19 protein-coding genes are annotated in these 18,674 nt (G+C 67.7%); 8 read left to right on the top strand and 11 right to left on the bottom strand.

Features of this window, described 5'->3' with window-relative positions; translation table 11 throughout:
• Positions 1 to 4: 4 nt before the first annotated feature.
• From L3Q65_RS31590 to L3Q65_RS31580, 3 genes are read right to left on the bottom strand one after another with little or no spacing between them, the layout of a single operon-like run.
• Entirely contained in the window at positions 5 to 853 is an 849-nt protein-coding gene (locus L3Q65_RS31590) for an MBL fold metallo-hydrolase (RefSeq protein ID WP_182889554.1), read from the bottom strand.
• Positions 850 to 1,665: an MBL fold metallo-hydrolase gene (locus L3Q65_RS31585; RefSeq protein ID WP_237597378.1), complete on the bottom strand. Its 816-nt coding sequence runs from the start codon at positions 1,663 to 1,665 to the stop codon at positions 850 to 852. Before L3Q65_RS31585 ends, L3Q65_RS31590 begins: the two co-directional genes overlap by 4 nt.
• Positions 1,665 to 2,240 carry a TetR/AcrR family transcriptional regulator gene (locus L3Q65_RS31580; protein WP_182889556.1) on the bottom strand — a complete coding sequence of 192 codons (576 nt, stop codon included), beginning with the start codon at positions 2,238 to 2,240 and terminating at the stop codon, positions 1,665 to 1,667. Before L3Q65_RS31580 ends, L3Q65_RS31585 begins: the two co-directional genes overlap by 1 nt.
• Positions 2,241 to 2,329: 89 nt before the next feature.
• Between L3Q65_RS31580 and L3Q65_RS31575 the strand changes: the two genes are divergently transcribed.
• Genes L3Q65_RS31575 through L3Q65_RS31565 form a run of 3 tightly spaced genes read left to right on the top strand, consistent with a single transcriptional unit; the run spans position 2,330 to position 4,946 of the window.
• The gene (locus L3Q65_RS31575; RefSeq protein WP_237597377.1) at positions 2,330 to 3,235 is read left to right on the top strand and encodes an aldose 1-epimerase family protein; all 906 of its coding nucleotides are present in this window, start codon (positions 2,330 to 2,332) and stop codon (positions 3,233 to 3,235) included.
• Positions 3,202 to 3,705: a GNAT family N-acetyltransferase gene (locus L3Q65_RS31570; RefSeq protein WP_182889558.1), complete on the top strand. Its 504-nt coding sequence runs from the start codon at positions 3,202 to 3,204 to the stop codon at positions 3,703 to 3,705. Before L3Q65_RS31575 ends, L3Q65_RS31570 begins: the two co-directional genes overlap by 34 nt.
• A 20-nt stretch (positions 3,706 to 3,725) precedes the next feature.
• Complete coding sequence (locus L3Q65_RS31565) at positions 3,726 to 4,946, top strand: amidohydrolase (protein ID WP_182889559.1); 1,221 nt, start codon at positions 3,726 to 3,728, stop codon at positions 4,944 to 4,946.
• 41 nt (positions 4,947 to 4,987) lie between these two features.
• Here L3Q65_RS31565 and L3Q65_RS31560 read toward each other — a convergent pair whose 3' ends face one another.
• The gene (locus L3Q65_RS31560; protein WP_237597376.1) at positions 4,988 to 5,596 is read right to left on the bottom strand and encodes a Uma2 family endonuclease; all 609 of its coding nucleotides are present in this window, start codon (positions 5,594 to 5,596) and stop codon (positions 4,988 to 4,990) included.
• A 112-nt stretch (positions 5,597 to 5,708) separates the two neighbouring features.
• The gene (locus tag L3Q65_RS31555; RefSeq protein WP_182889561.1) at positions 5,709 to 6,509 is read right to left on the bottom strand and encodes an NmrA family NAD(P)-binding protein; all 801 of its coding nucleotides are present in this window, start codon (positions 6,507 to 6,509) and stop codon (positions 5,709 to 5,711) included.
• A gap of 67 nt (positions 6,510 to 6,576) precedes the next feature.
• Here L3Q65_RS31555 and L3Q65_RS31550 point away from each other — a divergent pair, with 67 nt between their 5' ends.
• Positions 6,577 to 6,939, top strand: coding sequence for a helix-turn-helix domain-containing protein (locus tag L3Q65_RS31550; protein WP_237597375.1), 363 nt, complete (start codon positions 6,577 to 6,579; stop codon positions 6,937 to 6,939).
• Here the strand turns inward: L3Q65_RS31550 and L3Q65_RS31545 are convergent.
• Positions 6,936 to 8,081, bottom strand: a complete 1,146-nt coding sequence (locus L3Q65_RS31545; protein WP_182889563.1) for an acyl-CoA dehydrogenase family protein — start codon at positions 8,079 to 8,081, stop codon at positions 6,936 to 6,938. The two genes, L3Q65_RS31550 and L3Q65_RS31545, sit on opposite strands and share 4 nt — an antisense overlap.
• A 102-nt stretch (positions 8,082 to 8,183) precedes the next feature.
• On the opposite strand from L3Q65_RS31545, the gene L3Q65_RS31540 reads away from it, so the two are divergent.
• The 4 genes from L3Q65_RS31540 to L3Q65_RS31525 all read left to right on the top strand — a co-directional run bounded on the left by L3Q65_RS31540 (position 8,184) and on the right by L3Q65_RS31525 (position 12,698).
• Positions 8,184 to 8,771, top strand: a complete 588-nt coding sequence (locus tag L3Q65_RS31540) for a TetR/AcrR family transcriptional regulator (protein WP_037369544.1) — start codon at positions 8,184 to 8,186, stop codon at positions 8,769 to 8,771.
• A gap of 55 nt (positions 8,772 to 8,826) precedes the next feature.
• Entirely contained in the window at positions 8,827 to 9,768 is a 942-nt protein-coding gene (locus tag L3Q65_RS31535) for a carbohydrate kinase (RefSeq protein WP_237597374.1), read from the top strand.
• A gap of 191 nt (positions 9,769 to 9,959) precedes the next feature.
• Positions 9,960 to 11,276, top strand: a complete 1,317-nt coding sequence (locus L3Q65_RS31530; RefSeq protein WP_182889565.1) for a citrate synthase — start codon at positions 9,960 to 9,962, stop codon at positions 11,274 to 11,276.
• Between the two features lie 63 nt (positions 11,277 to 11,339).
• Positions 11,340 to 12,698, top strand: a complete 1,359-nt coding sequence (locus tag L3Q65_RS31525) for a deoxyribodipyrimidine photo-lyase (protein ID WP_182889566.1) — start codon at positions 11,340 to 11,342, stop codon at positions 12,696 to 12,698.
• Between the two features lie 161 nt (positions 12,699 to 12,859).
• On the opposite strand, the gene L3Q65_RS31520 is transcribed toward L3Q65_RS31525, so the two are convergent.
• The 5 genes from L3Q65_RS31520 to L3Q65_RS31495 all read right to left on the bottom strand — a co-directional run bounded on the left by L3Q65_RS31520 (position 12,860) and on the right by L3Q65_RS31495 (position 18,658).
• Complete coding sequence (locus tag L3Q65_RS31520; RefSeq protein WP_182889567.1) at positions 12,860 to 14,038, bottom strand: ABC transporter permease; 1,179 nt, start codon at positions 14,036 to 14,038, stop codon at positions 12,860 to 12,862.
• Entirely contained in the window at positions 14,035 to 14,934 is a 900-nt protein-coding gene (locus L3Q65_RS31515) for an ABC transporter ATP-binding protein (protein ID WP_304504587.1), read from the bottom strand. The genes L3Q65_RS31520 and L3Q65_RS31515 overlap by 4 nt, the downstream gene beginning before the upstream one ends.
• A 2-nt stretch (positions 14,935 to 14,936) precedes the next feature.
• Complete coding sequence (locus L3Q65_RS31510; protein WP_037715776.1) at positions 14,937 to 15,179, bottom strand: helix-turn-helix transcriptional regulator; 243 nt, start codon at positions 15,177 to 15,179, stop codon at positions 14,937 to 14,939.
• 1,302 nt (positions 15,180 to 16,481) lie between these two features.
• Positions 16,482 to 18,017 carry a glycerol-3-phosphate dehydrogenase/oxidase gene (locus tag L3Q65_RS31500; RefSeq protein WP_182889569.1) on the bottom strand — a complete coding sequence of 512 codons (1,536 nt, stop codon included), beginning with the start codon at positions 18,015 to 18,017 and terminating at the stop codon, positions 16,482 to 16,484.
• Positions 18,014 to 18,658: a TetR/AcrR family transcriptional regulator gene (locus L3Q65_RS31495; RefSeq protein ID WP_182889570.1), complete on the bottom strand. Its 645-nt coding sequence runs from the start codon at positions 18,656 to 18,658 to the stop codon at positions 18,014 to 18,016. Before L3Q65_RS31495 ends, L3Q65_RS31500 begins: the two co-directional genes overlap by 4 nt.
• Between the last annotated feature and the right edge of the window lie 16 nt (positions 18,659 to 18,674).

Here is an 18,674-nt window from a genome sequence, read left to right as displayed (position 1 = left end):
GTAGTCAACTCGCGGTGGGTTGCGCGGTATTCCGCCGCAGCGCCTGGAATTCGACCGGGCTGTGCGCGCTGAACACCGAGACCTCGTCCTGGTGCTCGCGGGCGAGGGTCTGCAACCGGGCGAGGTTGGCGCGGCGGGTGGCTCCGTCCATCTGGTTCATCACCTCGAACGCGCGCATGCCGGGCGGGCAGTGCGGGCTCACCGGGGCGACTTCGCCGTGGAAGAAATACGCGTCGCCGGCGTGCAGGAGCCAGCCGTCGCCGGTGTCGACCGCGACGCCGGAGTGGCCGTGCGTGTGGCCGGGCAGCGGGACGAGCAGGATCTCCGGCGGCAGACCGCGCAGCGGCCGCACCGCGTCGAAGCCGAACCATTTCTCGCCGGCCTCGTCATAGGTGCTCCACAGTGGACTGTGCGCGAATTGCTCAGCGCGGTACCGCGTTTTCTCCGGGAAGCTCTTCGGGTTGTCCGCCGCGCGGCGTTCGGTGGTGCGGACATGCACGGTGGCGTCGGGGAAATCGGCGAGACCGCCGGCGTGGTCCACGTCGAGGTGGGTCATCACGATGTGCCGCACGTCGGCGGGATCGTGGCCCAGCGCCCGGATCTGTGCGACGGCGGTTTCTTCCATGATCGGCTTCGCCCCGACCATCGCCATGAACGGACCGCCGAGCCAGCGCCGCGATTCGGTGACGCCGCGGGTGCCGAATCCAGTGTCGACCAGCACGAGCGCGTCGGCGGTCTCCACGAGCAGGCAGTGCGCCACGATCGAGCTGCGCCGCAGCATTCCGGGGCGGCCGTCGAGGGCCTTGCCGCCGAGCGGACGCATCGTGCCGCAGTTGAGGTGGTGCACCTTCATACCGTGCTCCTCTCGCTGAGCCGGACGAAATCGGTCAGGTCGTGCGAGGCGAACACGGTCACCTCGTCGGCGTGGTCCCGGCGCAGCTCGCGCAACCGGCGCTGGTTTTCGCGCCGCGGCCCGGGCAGCGTCTGGACCCGCCGTTCGAACATAGCCAATCCGGGCGGGCAATAGGGCTCGGCGTCGATCTCCTGGTGGAAGAAATACGCATCGCCCGCGTTGAGCACCCAGCCGGATCCGGTGTCGACAGCCACCCCGGCGTGTCCGGCGGTGTGCCCGGCGAGCGGCACGAGCGCGACGCCCTCGACTCCGTCCAGTTCACGGACCGCGTCGAGGCCGAACCAGCTGTCGCCAGCGTCCGAATAGGACTTCCACTGTGGACCGTGGCGGAACTGGACATCGCGGTACCGCGGGTTTCCGGCGCGGTAAGCGTCGAGTTCCTTGCCGTAGACGTGCACGCGGGCCTGCGGGAAGTCGACGAGCCCGCCGGCGTGGTCGAGGTCGAGGTGGGTGAGGACGATGTCGCGGACGTCGGCCGGGTCGAAGCCCAGCGCGCGGATACGGCTCAGCGCGGTTTCGTTTTCGTCCCGCATCGGGTTGGACGTGCGCAGGAAGCGCGGACCGAGCCAGCGTGCGGCGTCGGTGACGGTGGGCGAACCCATTCCGGTTTCGATGAGGGTCAGGCCGGTGCCGGTTTCGACCAGCATGCAGTGGCACACAAGGGTGGCGCGCCGCAGCAGTCCTGGTTTTCCGTCGACCAGCTTGCCGCCGATCGGACGCATGGTGCCGCAGTTGAAGTGGTGTACCCGCATTAGGCGAACTCCCGTTCAACAGTGGTGTGCAGGTGGGCGGCGACGGCTTGCAGCGGTGCGATGTCCCGTCGAGTGCGCGCGAGCAGCAATGCGCCTTCGATCGCGGACAGCGCGATTGTCGCCAGAGAAGCGGCGCGGTCCTCGGCGAGGCCGCACTTGGTGAAGTAAGCGGAAATGTCGCGCAGCCAGCCTTCGTAACCCTGATCGCAGGCGGCGCGGATCGGTTCGCTGTCAGCGGCTTCCAATGCGACAGTCGCGATCGGACAGCCGCAGCGGAAATCCGATTCGGACAGCGAGGTGGCCAGAGCGGTCACGATGAGGTCGACGGCGGTGGCCGGATCCGGTGCGCTGGCGGTGATTTCGCGGAAAACCCCGGCCAGCCGCTCGCCGGAAAGCCGCACCGCCTCGGCGGCGAGCTGTTCCTTGCCGCCGGGGAAATGGAAGTACAGCGAACCCTTCGGGGCCCGGCTTTCGGACACGAGCTGGGTCATCCCGGTGGCGTGGTAGCCCTGGGTGCGAAACAGCTCAGCCGCCGATTCGAGCATCCGGCGGCGCGTGTCGGTGCGGTTGACCATGCGTCCCACCGTAGCTCAAACTATGACGACCGGTCTAGTTAGTTTCGAGCCCTGCCCTCCCGGCGCGGCCGATCGGTAACCTCAGCGCCATGGCGAACCCCACCGGAGAGCAGTTCGAGATCACCCGCGGCAACGCGCGCGCCGTCATCACCGAGATCGGTGCCGGCCTGCGCGCGTTCGAGATCAGCGGAGTGCCGTATGTCGAGACGTTCGCCGAGGACGAGAAGCCGCCGAAGGGGCTCGGCCAGGTGCTGCTGCCGTGGCCGAACCGGACCAAGGGCGGCAAGTGGGAGTTCGAGGGCGAAGAGCAGCAGCTGGAGATCACCGAGGAAGCGCGCGGCAACGCCATCCACGGCCTGACCCGGCACCGGGAATGGGAGCTGCTGGAGCACGCCGAAACGTCGATCACGCTGGCCATCGACGTCGAGGCGCAGCCCGGCTGGCCGGTCCCGCTGCGCGCGACGATCACGTACGACCTGCAACCGCGCGAACTCGTGATCACGCACGAGATCCGCAACGAGGGGGAGAAGCCGATCGGTGTCGGCGTCGGAACCCACCCGTACTTCCGGATCGGCGACGCGCCCACCGACGAGCTGACCCTCACGCTGCCCGCCACGCGCGTCCGGCCGTACGAGGGCGATCAGCAGATGCCGTACGCGGACGAGCAGGACGTCGAGGGCACCGAGTACGACTTCCGGCAGGGCAAGCTGCTCGAAGGCGTCGACCTGGACACCGCGTTCGGCGGGCTGGAACTCGCCGCGGACGGCACCCACCAGTACGTGCTGTCCCACGGCGACCGCCAGCTGGTGGTCTGGACCGGCGCGGACTTCCGCTGGGTGCAGGTGTTCACGCCGGACGACCTGGTCGGCCGAGCCCGCGCGGTCGCGATCGAGCCGATGACCTGCCCGGCGGACGCGCTCAACACCCGCACCGACATCATCGACCTGGAACCGGCCACGTCGTGGACGGGCAGCTGGGGAATCCGGGTCCCGTGAAGCTCGAACTGCTGACCGAGGCCGCCGCGGGTGAGCTGTTGACCTTGCAGCAGGCCGCGTACCTCACTGAGGCGCGGGCGCACCAGAACTTCGACCTGCCGCCGTTGCTGGACACCCTCGACCATGTGCGCGCGGCCATCGCCGACCCGTCGATCACGGTCTGGGGCTTCCGCGACGGCGGCAGGCTCGTGGCGAGCGTGCGGATGCGAGTGGACGGCCCGGTCGGCGAGATCGGCAGGCTCGTGGTGGCACCGGATCGCCAGGGCGAGGGACTCGGTACCGCGCTGCTGACGGCCGCGGAGGAGGCGACTCCGGCGGAGGTGACGGTGTTCCGGCTGTTCACCGGCGAGCGTTCGGCCGGACCGCTCTATTTGTACCGAAAGCTCGGTTACCGCGAGACGCATCGGTCGCCGGAAGCGGACTATCAGTTGGTGCACCTGGAAAAACCCCGGATGCGCGAACCCGGGTGAGTTCGTTAGCGTGTCAAACTATGGCTTACAAGGCGATTGTCGGGGGCTATGTGGTCCCCGTCGGCGCCGCTCCGATCGAGGGCGGCACTGTGCTCATCGAAGACGGCCGGATCACCCACGTCGGGGCTGAGGCCGACGTCGAGGTGCCGGAGGACGCGGAACTGGTGGACGCGTCCGGCAGCTGGGTACTGCCGGGATTCATCGACGCGCACGCGCACCTCGGCGTCCACGAGGACGGCGAAGGCTGGGCGGGCAACGACACCAACGAAATGACCGACCCGAACGGAGCCCGCTTCCGCGCGATCGACGGGATCGACCCGTACGAACCGGGCTTCGACGACGCGCTGGCGGGCGGCGTCACGAGCGTGGTGATCAAGCCGGGGTCGGGCAACCCGATCGGCGGGCAGACCATCGGCGTGAAGACGTGGGGCCGGTCCATTCTGGACATGGTCTTCGCCGAGCAGGTGAGCGTGAAGAGCGCGCTGGGCGAGAACCCGAAGAGGGTTTACGGCGAAAAGAAGGTCACGCCCTCGACCAGGCTCGGCGTGGCCGCGATCCTGCGCGAGGCGTTCACGAAGGCGCGCAATTACCAGGAGAAGCGCGAGCACACGCGGTCGGAGGGCAAGCCGTTCGAAACGGACCTGACGAACGAAACGCTCGCCAAGGTCCTGGACGGCGAGCTGTACTGGGACCAGCACGTGCACCGCGCCGACGACATGGTGACCGCGATCCGGCTCGCCGACGAATTCGGCTACAAACTGGTGATCAACCACGGCACCGAAGGCCACCTGATCGCGGACCTGCTGGCCGAACGCGACATCCCGGTGATCCTCGGCCCGCTCTTCACCACGAAGTCCAAGGTGGAACTGCGCAACCGCACCCTGCGCTCGGCGGGAATCCTCGCGCGGGCCGGGGTGAAGATCGCGATCACCACGGACCACCCGGTCATCCCCATCAACTTCCTGGTGTACCAAGCCGCACTGGCGGTGAAGGACGGCCTGGACCCGGAGACCGCGCTGAAGGCCTTGACCCTGCACCCGGCGCAGATGCTCGGCCTGGACGACCGGATCGGCACTCTGACGCCCGGCCTGGACGCCGACGTGGTGGTGTGGTCGGGCGACCCGCTGGACGTGATGAACCGCGCGATGCGGGTGTTCGTGCGGGGCCAGGAGGTCTACCACTTCGACGAGACGACCGGCGAGGGCGTTTCGGCGGATCGGCGGTACCGGGAAGCTCGCTGAACGCTGGGTTGAGGCGCTCCGCCATGAGTCGGCGGGGTGCCTCAATCTAACAGCGTGGTGAGGTCGAGTTCGGCTGTGAAGGGCTCTGTGGTGCGGAACTTCCCGGTGGCGGCAGGGGCGTCCTGGTAACCGAGTTCCCCGGCCTGGTGGCAAGCGACAAGGGAGACCGGATTACTGAGGTCGACAATCCAGTAGAACGGGATTCCGGCATCGGCGTATTCGTCGTGCTTCGTGACGTAGTCGGTGCGCTTCGAGCCAGGTGAGACGATCTCGATCACCACGACAACCTCGTCGGCGCGGAACATCGCTTGCGCTCGGTCGACCCGTTCGTTGGCTTCGCGGTACGTGAGGATGACATCGGGGCGCCGGGACGAACCAGCTTCGCCAGGGGGTGCGAATCCTAGGTCGATGTCTACGTCAAGGTTGAAATCGAGGTCGGCTGGAAGCTGTGGCTCCAGCGCTTGCACGATCCGATAGGCCGCCTTGTTGTGGCGTCTTGACGGACTGGGTGACATCACGAGACGGCCCTCCACGAGCTCAGTGAAGCCGGAGTCGGTTTCACCGAGGGCCGCGTATTCCTCGATCGACAGCAGGTGATCCGGGATCTCCCAGGGGAATTCACCACGCGTCGGCTCGGGAAGTGCTGTCACAGCGTCTCCTCACGTCACCGGGATTGTCTCACGCCTGCGGTGAAACTGTCAGTGACCATATCGACACGAAGAGCCATGTTTCGCCGCCGGGTTGATCATGCTCGGCTTGCGCTCAAGAGAAGAGGTGGTCCGCCAGGAACGTCCCCAACCCCCGCGGCGAACCCCTGGTCACCGCGGCGAAATCGTCGCTCAGCCAAGCCCCGTCCCCGGCCGCCAGCAGCTCGAAGACCTGCGCATTCGACCCCGCCTCCGGCACCCCCTTCGACTCCATCACCGCCTGGTGCTCCGCAGCCGAAATCCGCCGGTACTCCACCGGACGGCCGGTAACCGCAGCCCATTCCCGGGCCATGTCGGCGAACGTGACCAGCTCCGGCCCCGTCAGCAGATACGTCCGCCCGGCATGCTCCGCCGGGGCCTTCGCGATCGTGGCAGCCGTGGCCGCGACGTCCCGGGCGTCGATCATTCCGATCCGGCCATCCCCCGCGGACGAAGAAAAGCCGCCCGTCGCAGCGATCTCCGGCGCGAGGGCCAGCAGATTCTGCATAAAGAAGTTCGGCGCCAGCAGCGTGTACTCCATCCCGGACGCCTTGAGGTGCGCGTCAATCCGCGCGTGCACCCGCCGCCGGGCGACTGGCGAATCCGCTACAGCCTTGTGGTTGGTAACCCGCACGACGTGCCGCACCCCGTGCGCGACCGCGCGATCGAGCACCGTGATCTGCGAGGCCGCCGCGGGCCCGATCAGCAGGAGGGTGTCGACCCCGCGCAGGGCCGCGTCGAGGGTGTCCGGCCGGTCGAAATCGCCGATCACCTCGTCAGGGCCGCCCGAGGGGCTGCGGACGAGCGTCCGGACGGGTCCGAGCAGGCGGACGACTTCCCTGCCGATTGTGCCGGTGGCTCCGGTCGTCAAGATCATGCGAAAGAGACTGCTCGCCACCGGTATCGTTTGTGAAGAAGGCACCTCGACGATCTATAGGTACCTAATGGATACCAAGTATGCGAAAGCCTGCCCATCGCGCACCGTGATGGACGTGCTGGCGAACAAGTGGACGCTCTACGTCCTCGGCCTGCTCCGCCAGCACGAGCGTCCGCTGCGGTTCACCGAGTTGCGCCGCGGCGTCGAAGGCGTGACGCAGAAATCGCTCACCCAGGTGCTGCGCAATCTCGAACGCGACGGGCTGGTCACCCGCACGATCTACCCGACGATCCCGCCGCGCGTGGAGTACGCGCTGACCGACCTCGGCCGGGACGTCGGGGCCTTGACCGGGGCGATCGCCGACTGGTCGAAAGCCAACGCGGGCCGCGTTCATGCCGCCCGCGCGGCTTATGACGACAGAAAAGACTAGGCGTTCTTCAGGGACCGCGCGATCACCATCCGCTGGATCTGGTTGGTCCCCTCGAAGATCTGCGGCACCTTCGCCTCCCGCATGTACCGCTCCACCGGGAAATCCCGCGTGTACCCGGCGCCGCCGAGGACCTGGACCGCGTCCGTGGTCACTTTCATCGCGCCGTCCGTCGCCACCAGCTTCGCGATCGACGACTGGCGCTGGAAGTCCAGCCCGCGGTCGCGGCGGCGGGCCGCGTCGAGATAGGTCGCGCGGGCCGATTCGACCGTCGCCGCCATGTCGGCCAGCAGGAATTCCAAGCCCTGGAAGTCCGCGATCGGGCGGCCGAACTGGGTGCGGCCCTTCGCGTACTCCACGGCCTCGTCCAGGGCCGCCTGCGCCAGGCCCACCGCGCAGGCGGCGATCCCGAGCCGTCCCGAGCTGAGCGACGACAGAGCGATCTTCAGCCCGGCGCCCTCGCCGCCGATAAGGCGATCAGCCGGGACGTGGGCGTCTTCGAACAGCATCTGCGCGGTCGGCGACCCGGTGAGGCCCATTTTCCGCTCGCGCGGAGCCGCGGACAGGCCCGGAGTCGATGAGTCGACAAGAAGGCACGAGATGCCTCGGCCGCCGTCGTCGCTCGTGCGGACCATCGTCGTGTAGAAGTCCGCGACTCCCGCGTGGGTGATCCACGCTTTCGTGCCATTGACGACGTACTCGTCCTCGGTCAGCCGTGCGCGGGTGGACAGCGCGGCCGCGTCCGAGCCGGCGTGCGTTTCCGACAGGGCGTACGCGCCGAGCAGTGAGCCGCCCAGCATGTCCGGCAGCCAGCGATCCTGCTGTTCCTCCGTGCCGTAGTGCGCGAGCGCGTAGCAGGACATCGTGTGCACCGACAGTCCGACGCCGACGCTCATCCACGCGCTGGCGATCTCCTCGAGCGCCTGCAGGTAGACCTCGTACGGCTGCTCGGCACCGCCCCAGCGCTCCGGGTACGGCAGGCCCAGCAGGCCGGACTTGCCCATCAGGGTGAACAGGTCGCGCGGGAATTTCTCGGCCTCCTCGTCGGCCGAAGCGCGCGGTTTCAGCTCGTCACGGGCGATTTCCGTGACGAGCGCGAGCAGGTCTTCGGACTCCGGCGTCGGCAGCAGACGGTCGACCGGCATGGCTTCCTCCCAGGCGGCGGTACTGAAAACAGTACTGACGGATGATTGAGAGTACCGTATGCGGAGCGGGGCTGTCCCTGATCGGTAGGAGATAGTGACGTGATGTCCACCCCTGAAGCCCGTCGCCGGCCCACCGCGCGGCAGCAGGCGCTGCTGCGCGAGCTCGAGGCGTTGTTCCTGGCGGAGGGCTTCGCCGGCTTCACGCTCGACGATCTCGCCGCCCGGCTCCGCTGTTCGAAATCGACGCTGTACGCGCTCGCGCCGAGCAAGGAGCAGCTCGCGGTCAAGGTCGTCGCGCACTTCTTCCGCGACGCCGCCGAACGTCTAGAAAAGCGGATCGCGGGCATCGACGACGCGCGCGAGCTGATCGGCGAGTACCTCTCCGGCGTCTCCGAGCACCTGAACCGGGCGTCTCCGGAGTTCATGGCCGACATCGCCGCCTTCGCGCCCGCCCGCGACACCTATCAGCTCAACAGCCGCGCCGCCGCTCGCCGGATCCGCGCGTTCATCGACAAGGGCGTCGCCGACGGGGTGTTCCGCGACGTGCACGCGCGGCTCGTGGCCGAAATGACCGGACTGATCATCGAGGGCATTCAGACCGGGGTGCTCGGCAGGCGCACCGATGTGTCCGACGCGGAAGCGTTCACCGCGCTCGGCGAACTTTTGCTCGGCGGACTCGACAAGAACTGATGTGTCCGCATCGGGACAGGAATTGTCAGCATGAGTTCCTCTACACTCGCCGCTTGTGATCGTGGTGGGTGGAGAGGCGCTGGTCGACCTCGTTCCTGGCGAACCGTTGGATTCCACTGTGGACGGTGGGTTGCGCGCGCTGCTGCCCCGGCTCGGCGGTGGTCCATACAACGTCGCGCTCGCCGCGGGCCGCCTCGGCGTTCCCGCGTCGTTCCTGTCCCGGGTTTCCACTGACCGGTTCGGCGTCGCGTTGGTGGATCGCCTTTCCGCTTCGCACGTCGACACTTCGTTGCTGCAGCGCGGCAACGAGCCGACGACGCTCGCCGTCGTCGCGCTCGACGAACGCGGCGCCGCGCGATACACCTTCTACGTCGAGGGAACCGCCGATCGGCTGGTCTCCGATCCTGGTGCGCTGCCGGAAGAAACCACCGCGCTGTCGCTCGGAACGCTCGGCATGGTGCTCGAACCCGGCGCGAGCGCGTACGAGCGAATTCTGCGCCGCGAATCCGCGCGTGGGACCCTGACGGTGCTCGACCCGAACATCCGGGAGGCGCTCATCGCCGACCCGGCGGCTTACCGCGCGCGCTTCGCCTCGTGGCTGCCGGACGTGCGGCTGCTGAAAATCTCCGACGACGACGCCGCGTGGCTCGCCGAAGGGGCCGACCCGGTGGCCGCCGCGAAATCGTGGGTGGAGTCCGGTGTGGACGCCGTCGTGCTCACCCGGGGCGCGGAAGGCTTGTCTGTGATCACTTCGGCTGGTGAGCTGGCACACGTTCCCTCCCGCAAGGTCGCGGTCGCGGACACGATCGGCGCCGGCGACACCGTGCAGGGCGCGCTGCTGGCCTGGCTGCACGAGCGCACCGTGCGCGACCTGGCCGCACTCGACGCCGACGCGTGGACCGAAGCGCTTGCTTATGCGGCGAAAGCGGCGTCCATCACGGTCTCCCGCAGCGGAGCGGAGCCGCCGACCGCGGCGGATATGGCGGCCACCGTGTGAACCTGGTCCCAATGGGGCCTTTTGGGGCAACGCAGCGAGTGCGGACTGACCCACCCTTCGACTAGCGTAGTGGTGAATTCATACCCAGCGGGGCGGTGTGCAGCGAGGCGCGTGTTTCCTCGCGTGAACACGTGGCTACTGCGGAACCTTGCAGGCGCCGCCGTCCCGTGCCCAACGTGAGAGGGACCTGCATGTCCGACGCGACGAATGCGGGGCAGTCCGGCGGCGAAACCGCGACGCTGCGCCTGCCGAGTGGCGAGCACGAGTTCAAGGTCGTCAACCCGGTCGAGGGCGCGCCGGGGATCGAGCTGGGAAAGCTGCTGGCGCAGACGGGGTACATCACCTACGACCCCGGGTTCGTCAACACCGGCGCCGCGTCGTCGGCCATCACCTACATCGACGGTGATGCGGGCATCCTGCGCTACCGCGGCTACCCGATCGAGCAGCTGGCGGAGAAGTCCACCTTCATCGAGGTGTCCTACCTGCTCATCTACGGCGAGCTGCCGACCGAGGCCCAGCTGGCCGACTTCACCGAGCGGATCCAGCGGCACACCCTGCTGCACGAGGACCTCAAGGCGTTCTTCTCCGGCTTCCCGCGCGACGCGCACCCGATGCCGGTGCTGTCCAGCGCCGTGTCCGCGCTGTCGACCTTCTACCAGGACTCGCTGAACCCGTTCGACGAGCCCAACGTCGAGCTGTCCACCATCCGCCTGCTGGCGAAGGTGCCGACGCTCGCGGCGTACGCGTACAAGAAGTCCGTCGGCCAGCCGCTGCTGTACCCGGACAATTCGCTGGGCCTCGTCGAGAACTTCCTGCGGATGACGTTCGGCTTCCCGGCCGAGCCGTACGAGGTCGACCCGGACATCGCGAAGGCGCTCGACCTGCTGTTCATCCTGCACGCCGACCACGAGCAGAACTGCTCCACCTCCACGGTGCGGCTCGTCGGCTCGTCCGAGGCGAACCTGTTCGCCAGCATCTCGGCGGGCATCAACGCGCTGTTCGGCCCGCTGCACGGCGGCGCGAACGCGGCGGTGCTGGAGATGCTCGAGGGCATCCGCGACGACGGCGGCGATGTCGCGACGTTCGTCAACCGCGTGAAGAACAAGGAACAAGGTGTCAAGCTCATGGGCTTCGGGCACCGGGTCTACAAGAACTACGACCCGCGCGCGAAGATCATCAAGAACACCGCGGACGAGATCCTCGGCAAGCTCAAGGGCGGCGACCAGCTGCTCGACATCGCCAAGAAGCTCGAGGAAACCGCGCTGTCCGACGACTACTTCGTCGAGCGCAAGCTGTACCCGAACGTGGACTTCTACACCGGTCTGATCTACCGTGCGCTCGGGTTCCCGACGAAGTTCTTCACCGTGCTGTTCGCGCTCGGCCGGCTCCCCGGCTGGATCGCGCACTGGCGCGAGATGATCAACGACCCGCAGACGAAGATCGGCCGCCCGCGCCAGATCTACACCGGCCACGCCTCCCGGGACTACACGCCGATGTCGGAGCGCTGAATCTCCGCTTGGTGAAACGCCCCGCCGTGCCTTCGCGCGGCGGGGCGTTTATCGTTGTGCGGCATGACGATGGAAGCGCCGGTCGTGCTGTGGTTCCGCCGGGACCTGCGGTTGGCCGACCACGCCGCCCTGTTCGAGGCGGCCAAGCACAGCAAGCACATTCTGGCGCTCTACGTGCTGGACGACCGGCTCCTCAAACCTGCCGGTTCGCCGCGGGTCGCGTTCCTGCTGAATTCCTTGCGGGAGCTGGACAAATCGCTGTCCGGCCGGTTGATGGTGCGCTATGGCGATCCGGCGCGAGAGGTCGTGGCCGCGGCCCGGGAGATCCGGGCAGCGGCAGTGCATGTCTCTGCGGATACCGCACCATATGGGCGTGCGCGTGACGAAGCGGTGGCTTCCGCCTTGGCAGAGCATCGAATTCAGTGGGTGGAGACGGGTTCGCCGTATGCCGTGACGCCGGGACGGGTGACCAAGCCGGACGGTACCCCGTACCGGGTGTTCACCCCGTTCTATCGCGCTTGGGCACAGCACGGCTGGCCCCGTCCGGCCGGCACCAATGTGTCTATTGTGGACTGGATCAAGCCTTCTTCCTCGGCATCGCTGCCGGAAACTCTGGAGGTGGAGTGCGAACTGCCGCCGGCGGGGGAGGAAGCCGCACTGGCGGTGTGGCAGGAATTTCTCTCCGACGGTCTCGCGGATTACGCGACCGAACGCGATCGCCCGGATCATGCCGGCACCACAAAGCTTTCGCCCTATCTGCGCTGGGGCGCGATCCATCCGCGGACGATGCTGGCCGACCTGGCCGGGAAACGGTCCGAGGGCGCGCAGGCCTTGCGGTCCGAGCTGTGCTGGCGCGAGTTTCACGCCGACGTCCTGTGGAACCGGCCGGAAACCGCGCGGCAGAACTATGACCGGCGATTCGACGGAATGCGTTACGACACCGGGAAAACCGCGCAGGAAATGTTCGCGCAGTGGCGCGAGGGGCGGACCGGCTACCCAATCGTCGACGCTGGCATGCGGCAACTGCTGGCCGAGGGCTGGATGCACAACCGGGTCCGGATGATCGTGGCGAGTTTCCTGGTGAAGGACCTGCATTTGCCGTGGTGGTGGGGTGCCCGGCACTTCATGAAGCACTTGGTCGACGGCGATCTGGCGTCGAATCAGCTGAACTGGCAATGGGTCGCCGGATCCGGGACGGACGCCGCGCCGTACTTCCGGATCTTCAATCCGACCACACAGGGCCAGAAATTCGATCCGCAGGGCGATTACGTGCGCCGGTATGTGCCGGAACTGCGTGGCGTGGAGGGGAAAGCGGTGCACGTGCTCAAGGAGCGTCCGGAGGAGTACCCGGAGCCGATCGTGGACCACGCGGAGGAGCGGCAGGTCGCGCTGCAGCGGTACGGGGCGATTACCGGGTCTTAGCCTGGACATATCGTGGTCGAGCCACTCCGGCTGCGGACCTCAGTGTCGTCGGCCCGTTCGTGGTTTTCCGCCAGCGAGGGGTCGCGTTGCCGATCCTCGCCGAGATCGTGCAGTTTCACCGGTCTCGGACACTTCGCCGGGTCGAAGTCAGGCCGGACGCCCTAACGGCGTAACGCGTCAACCAGCCGCACCCGGCTGCCGACCCGCAGTACTCCGTTGCGGTACACCCGCGCTCCGGCCCAGGTGACCACCGCGATCAGCGCGATCGTCAACACCAGAGACAGCGCGATTTCCCACGGCTCGACCGTGCCGAGCGCGATCCGTGCGGGCATCAGGACCGGCGACAGCAACGGGATCAGCGACACGATCCGCGTCGCCGCTCCCTGCGGTGCTTGCGTCAGCAGGTTGATTCCGGCGACAAACCCGATGACCAGCGCGATGTTCACCGGCCCGACCACCGCCTGGGTGTCCTCCTGCCGGGACACCAGCGCGCCAGCCGCGCCGTACAGCATGGCGTAGAGGAGAAAACCGAGCAGATACCAGACGAGACCCCAGCCCAGAGCCCCCAGCGCGACGCTCGAGATCGAGAACACGCCGGACACGCCACCGGCCGCCAGACCCGCCGCGGCGAGGATCGCGAGCTGCGTCAACCCGACCAGGCCGAGTCCGATGACCTTGCCCAGCAGCAAATGCACCGGCCGGACCGTCGCGAGCAGGATCTCCACCACCCGGCTGGATTTTTCCTCGACCACGCCCTGCGCGACGAACATCCCGTAGGTCATGATGCTGACGTACAGCAGAATCGCGACCACGATCCCGGTCACGAGTTTCGTGCCGGCTTCGGGATCCGCCGGTTCGAGCGACTGGACGTCGGCGTGGGTGGCGGACACTGCCTGGTGTACGACGGCGGGATCGAGGTTCGCGGAGTACAGCTGAGCGTCCAGGACTTGTTGCTGGGCGATGTTGTCCAGCGTTGTCCGCAGCTTTGGATCCAAAGTGGACTTCACGATCACCCGCGGCCGGGAAGCGCTGCCGGACACGAGTGCGTCGACGTCGCCGTCGCGGACCTGGGTCAATCCGTCCGATTCGGACTGTACTAGGACGATCTTGAGGTTCCGCTCGTTGTTCTCCAGTTGCGTGGCGATGCCCTGCGCTTGCCCGGCGAGCGCGACTTTCGTGGTCGACCGGTCATGGGCCAGGAATACCTGCAGCGTGACGTAACCCAGCAGCAGCAACAGCATCACCGCGGTGCTGACCACAAAGGACCGGGTGCGCAGCCGTGCGTTGAGCTCCCGTTTGGCCACCAGCCGCACCGCGCGGGCAGGACGGATCCGGCTCATCGAGGTGCTCCCGGCGTGGCGACGGAATCGCGGAACAGGTCAGTCAGCGTACGACGGCGGTGGCTGAATTCCGTCACCGGACCGGTGGCCAGCGCGGCGGCGAGCACGGCCTGGTCGTCGGCGCTCGGCGACAACTCCAGCACAGTCGTGCTGCCGCGGCTTTCGAGCACGCGAGTGCCAGGAACCGTTGTCGCCCAACCGGGATCGGCGCTGGGTGCGGTGACCACCAACCGGCGTCCGGCGTCGCGGGTCAGCTCGTCCACGGTGCCGACCGCGACCATCCGGCCGTCGCGGATGATGCCGACGCGGTCGCACAGCCGCTCCACGAGGTCGAGCTGATGGCTGGAAAACACCACTGGCACGCCCGTCGCCGCCTTCTCGCGCAACACGCCGCTCAGCACGTCGACGGCGAGCGGGTCGAGGCCGGAAAACGGTTCGTCGAGCACGAGCAGCGCCGGGTCGTGCACCAGCGCGGCGGCGAGCTGCACGCGTTGCTGATTGCCGAGACTGAGCTTCTGGATGTCGTCCTTGCGCTTCGGCCCGAGCCCGAGCCGCGCGATCCACAACTCGGCGGCGCGGTGTGCGTCGTTGGTGCTGAGCCCGTGCAGTTCGGCGAGGTAGACGAGCTGGTCGATGACCTTCATTTTCGGGTACAGACCGCGCTCTTCGGGCATGTACCCGATCTGCGCGCGGGTGTCGTGGGTGACCGGACGCCCGGCGAACCGCACCTCGCCGGAATCGGCGGCCAGCACGCCGAGCGCGATCCGCATCGTGGTGGTTTTGCCCGCCCCGTTGCTGCCGACGAACCCGAACAGCTCGCCGGGCGCCGCGGTGAAACTCACGCCGTCGAGCGCGGTTTTCGCGCCGAACCGCTTGCTGATCCGGTCGATCTCCAGCGTCACGCGTCCCCCTCCAGCGGCGCACGGCTGAACACGGCCTCCACCGGCAGGTCGAACACCGCGCAGATGCGCAACGCCAGGTCAAGACTCGGGTAATGATCCCCGCGCTCCAGCGCCCCGATCGTCTGCGGATTGACCTCGACCGCCTCGGCGAGCTCCGCCCGGCTCATCCCGCGCTCCGCACGCAGTACCGGCAGCCGGTTGTGGATCGGCAGCTCCTTGCCACGCCGCACCGGGCTCATGGACCGCACTGTTGCAAAAACCCAACGACCCGTCAAGCTGCCTTGCCGGTAGTTGTCCGCCCCAATGTGGCATTGGGTGCATGCGATGCACCCAATGTGGCGTTCGGTGCGTCTGACGCACCCAATGCCGCATTGGGGCGCTTGCCGGTCAGGCTGCGTGGCGGCGGATCACGGATGGACGTGGCCGGCGTGCCGCAGCTTCGTGCGCGGCGCGAAGCTCGGCCGCCACTTGGTCCGGTTCGGTGCGCAACCTGATCGGAAGCGTCTGGAGAACGACAATCCCCGCGGCCGCGTAGCGAGCGTTCCGCTGGAGTGTGGCGGAGTAGTCGTCCCATTTCTCGTGCCAGGCTCGTGAGTCAATCTCCCAGGCGAATGCCACGTCGTCCCACCATGCATCTGGCCTGGCTACGAACTCGCCTCTGCCGGTAGTGACTACTACGTTCCACTCGGCTTCAGGCAGACCTGTTGTTTTCCAGATTTCCCAAGCGTCGGCCTCGGCGACCGACTGTGTACCTGCCAGAAGCGCGGTCAGCGCCCGGCGTGGCAGCGCAGACCCACGCTGGCTTCCACGGCTTAGTTCGCGACCCAGCTGTTCCAAGGTGCAACGTCGTCGTTGCACAGACTCGGCCAATAGCGCTCGTACAGCATCGAAATCGCGGATTCGCCTAACTGCGTCCAGCACCGCGCGGTAGGCGGGTGCTACCGGAATCCCGTTCCTGGCGACAGGTTGGGGAAGTCGAGTTGTGCGTTCCACGAGCATGAAGCCCACGCTGCTTACTTCCCGTCTGTCGGGAACCAGCAGATGGATCTGGCCGGGTTCAGGGACTTGGCAGAGCCCGTGTAGTCGCGCCGCCCATAGGCCAGTCACCATCGCGTCAGGGCCGCCTCGCAACAACGCTGCTTCCATCTGCTGTGCTGAATCCGGCTCGCACGGGAGCAGCAGCACGACACCAGGCAAGATCCGTCGCCAGGGGCCGCCGGGAAGGCAGCGACGATAAATGCTGCTCCTGGACATGCCCAGCTCTTCAAGCTCGGCGGTTCGGACTACCTTCCCGGCGGCTTCGTGCAGCACCGGGTGTCGCTCCCAGTTTCCTTTGCGCATCTGTCCAGGTTGCGCGGTCATTGAGAAGTGTGCGAGTAAAACGTGCGCGAGTGGCCCCCTCGTGCGTGAATACCGCGACAACCACTCGTCCGTGGCACCGTCCCCAATGTGGCATTGGGTGCATGCGATGCACCCAATGTGGCGTTCGGTGCGTCTGACGCACCCAACGCCACATTGGGGCGGTGCGGGCTGGGCAACGGTCAGGACAGTCCGGCCAGCGTTTTCTCCACCAGTTCGGCCACCCGTTCGCGGGCGGCTTCGGCGTCGGCGGGGACGAGGGCCAGCCGGGTGCGGCGTTCGAGGACGTCCTCGACAGTCGTCGCGCCCTCGTGGCGGACGGCCCACACCACCTCGGCCGCGGTGATTTCCGTCGACGCGCACAACGGGGCAGCGAACTCCGGCTCCAATTCGCCGAGTGCCGCCACGCGGGGTGCTTCGGTGCCGTACTTGGCCACCAACCGTGCTGGAGCGTCCACAAGCGACAGCCGCGAGCGTGGTGCGGCGCCGAGCAGCGGCAGCTTCGATGTTCGCGACGGGCCAGCGGGCAATCCGGCGTGTGTCAGCGCGGCATCGACGGCGTCTTCGGCCATGCGCCGATACGTCGTCAGCTTTCCGCCGACTACGGTGAGCACGCCGTCGGAACCGGTGACTACCGCGTGTTTCCGCGAGAGATCCGCACTGCGTCCGGCGGAACCGGAGACGAGCGGCCGCAATCCGGCGTAGGAACCGATCACGTCAGCGGCGGTCAGCGGACGACTCAGGACCGAAGACGCGGTCGACAGCAGGAAGTCCACATCGGACTCAGGAACGGCAGGGACATCGGGGACTCCGCCGGGCACCGGTTCATCGGTGAGTCCTAAGTAGACGCGACCGTCGAGCTGTGGCAGCAGGAACACGAACCGGTTGGTCTCGCCGGGAACCGGGATGTTGACCGACGTGGCTCCGACTCGCACGGTGTCCGGTGCGAGAACCAGATGAGATCCGCGGGAAGGGCGCAGCTGCACAGAATCAGTCAGCGTGTCTGCCCAGACGCCGGTCGCGTTGATGACCTGTCGCGCACGCAGTGTGTACGACGAGACGCCATCACTGACCTGGGCTTCGTTGCCGGACAAGGAAATCGCCGACAAACGCGTGAGGATTCGAGCGCCGAGCAAAGCCGCCGTACGGGCAATGCTGACCACAAGACGCGCGTCGTCAACCAAAGCACCGTCGTACGCCAGCAGGGCCCCGCGAAGCCCGCCAGGAGCGAGTCCGGGGGACAGGGCCAACGCCTCGGCGGCCGGAATCCGGCGCGGCCCAGGCAGCACCGAGGACGGCGTACGCGCGGCTCGCCGCAACCCGTCGCCAGCTCGGAGGCCGGTGGCGATCAGCGCCTGCTGCGCGGCGGAAGTACCGGGATAGAGCGGGAAAAGCTGCGGCATCGCGCGCGTGAGGTGCGGCGCGGTGCGTGTCATGAGGATCCCGCGCTCCACAGCGCTCTCGTGGGCAAGCCCGAGTTCGCCCTTCGCGAGATACCGCAATCCGCCGTGCACGAGCTTGCTGGACCAGCGCGACGTGCCGAACGCGAGGTCGTGCGCCTCCACCAGTGCGACGGAGAGCCCCCGTGCGGCCGCGTCGAGTGCGATGCCCGCGCCGGTGACGCCGCCGCCGACTACCAGAAGGTCGACGCGTTCGCCGTCGACCAGCCGGGACAGTTCGCGTTCGCGGCGGCGCGCGTTGAGTGATCCGGTGCTCATGGTTTCAACCCCGCTTCGAGCAGGTGCCGGAATTCGGCGAGCAGTGCGGCCTCGTCGACGTCGGCGGTGGCCGGACGCAGCGAGAACGCGAACGACTGCACGACCAGCAGCACCGACCGGGCCTGCGCGGCGACCTCGGCGCTGCGCACCGAGCCGTCCCGGTGCCCTTCTTCGAGCAGGCTTCGGAGCACGTGCTCGGCGAAGTGCTGGGTCGCACCGAGTCGTTCGACGATGTACGGCAGCACCAGTTCGGCGTCGACATCCAGCAGCGTCCGGAACAACGGGTCGGCCGACAGCGCGCCGACGCTGGCCGCCGCCAGGTGCACGATGCGGTCGCGCGCGTGCGCCGCCTGGTCGCCGGTCTCGGTCACCCGTTGCAGCAGACCGCTGAACTCGCGCGTCATCAGCGCGGCGAGCACACTGCGGACATCGGGGAACCGCCGGTATACCGTCATGCGGCTGACCTGCGCGGTTCGGGCGATTTCGGCGAGTGTGGTGCGCCGGACGCCGACCGCGAGCACGCACTGGCGCGCGGCGTCGAGGAGCTCGTCGTCGGCGACACGAGCCGAGGTCGGGCGGCTGCGGGCGTCCGCGAGCGCGGAGGGGGCCGCTCCCGGTCGGGAGTGACGTTTGACGTCCATGTGTCACACTGTAGTC

The sequence above is a fragment of the Amycolatopsis sp. FU40 genome (assembly GCF_021903635.1).
Classification (GTDB): Bacteria; Actinomycetota; Actinomycetes; order Mycobacteriales; family Pseudonocardiaceae; genus Amycolatopsis; species Amycolatopsis dendrobii.
The sequence above is the reverse complement of the archived record's forward strand: the minus strand, read 5'-3'. Positions and strand labels throughout refer to the sequence as shown.

Excerpts from the sequence above, each read along its gene's own strand:
- L3Q65_RS31590 (WP_182889554.1), bottom strand. The coding sequence starts at position 853 with ATGAAGGTGCACCACCTCAACTGCGGCACGATGCGTCCGCTCGGCGGC.
- L3Q65_RS31585 (WP_237597378.1), bottom strand. The coding sequence starts at position 1,665 with ATGCGGGTACACCACTTCAACTGCGGCACCATGCGTCCGATCGGCGGC.
- L3Q65_RS31580 (WP_182889556.1), bottom strand. The coding sequence starts at position 2,240 with ATGGTCAACCGCACCGACACGCGCCGCCGGATGCTCGAATCGGCGGCT.
- L3Q65_RS31575 (WP_237597377.1), top strand. The coding sequence starts at position 2,330 with ATGGCGAACCCCACCGGAGAGCAGTTCGAGATCACCCGCGGCAACGCG.
- L3Q65_RS31565 (WP_182889559.1), top strand. The coding sequence starts at position 3,726 with ATGGCTTACAAGGCGATTGTCGGGGGCTATGTGGTCCCCGTCGGCGCC.
- L3Q65_RS31555 (WP_182889561.1), bottom strand. The coding sequence starts at position 6,509 with ATGATCTTGACGACCGGAGCCACCGGCACAATCGGCAGGGAAGTCGTC.
- L3Q65_RS31550 (WP_237597375.1), top strand. The coding sequence starts at position 6,577 with ATGGATACCAAGTATGCGAAAGCCTGCCCATCGCGCACCGTGATGGAC.
- L3Q65_RS31545 (WP_182889563.1), bottom strand. The coding sequence starts at position 8,081 with ATGCCGGTCGACCGTCTGCTGCCGACGCCGGAGTCCGAAGACCTGCTC.
- L3Q65_RS31540 (WP_037369544.1), top strand. The coding sequence starts at position 8,184 with ATGTCCACCCCTGAAGCCCGTCGCCGGCCCACCGCGCGGCAGCAGGCG.
- L3Q65_RS31530 (WP_182889565.1), top strand. The coding sequence starts at position 9,960 with ATGTCCGACGCGACGAATGCGGGGCAGTCCGGCGGCGAAACCGCGACG.
- L3Q65_RS31525 (WP_182889566.1), top strand. The coding sequence starts at position 11,340 with ATGACGATGGAAGCGCCGGTCGTGCTGTGGTTCCGCCGGGACCTGCGG.
- L3Q65_RS31520 (WP_182889567.1), bottom strand. The coding sequence starts at position 14,038 with ATGAGCCGGATCCGTCCTGCCCGCGCGGTGCGGCTGGTGGCCAAACGG.
- L3Q65_RS31510 (WP_037715776.1), bottom strand. The coding sequence starts at position 15,179 with ATGAGCCCGGTGCGGCGTGGCAAGGAGCTGCCGATCCACAACCGGCTG.
- L3Q65_RS31500 (WP_182889569.1), bottom strand. The coding sequence starts at position 18,017 with ATGAGCACCGGATCACTCAACGCGCGCCGCCGCGAACGCGAACTGTCC.
- L3Q65_RS31495 (WP_182889570.1), bottom strand. The coding sequence starts at position 18,658 with ATGGACGTCAAACGTCACTCCCGACCGGGAGCGGCCCCCTCCGCGCTC.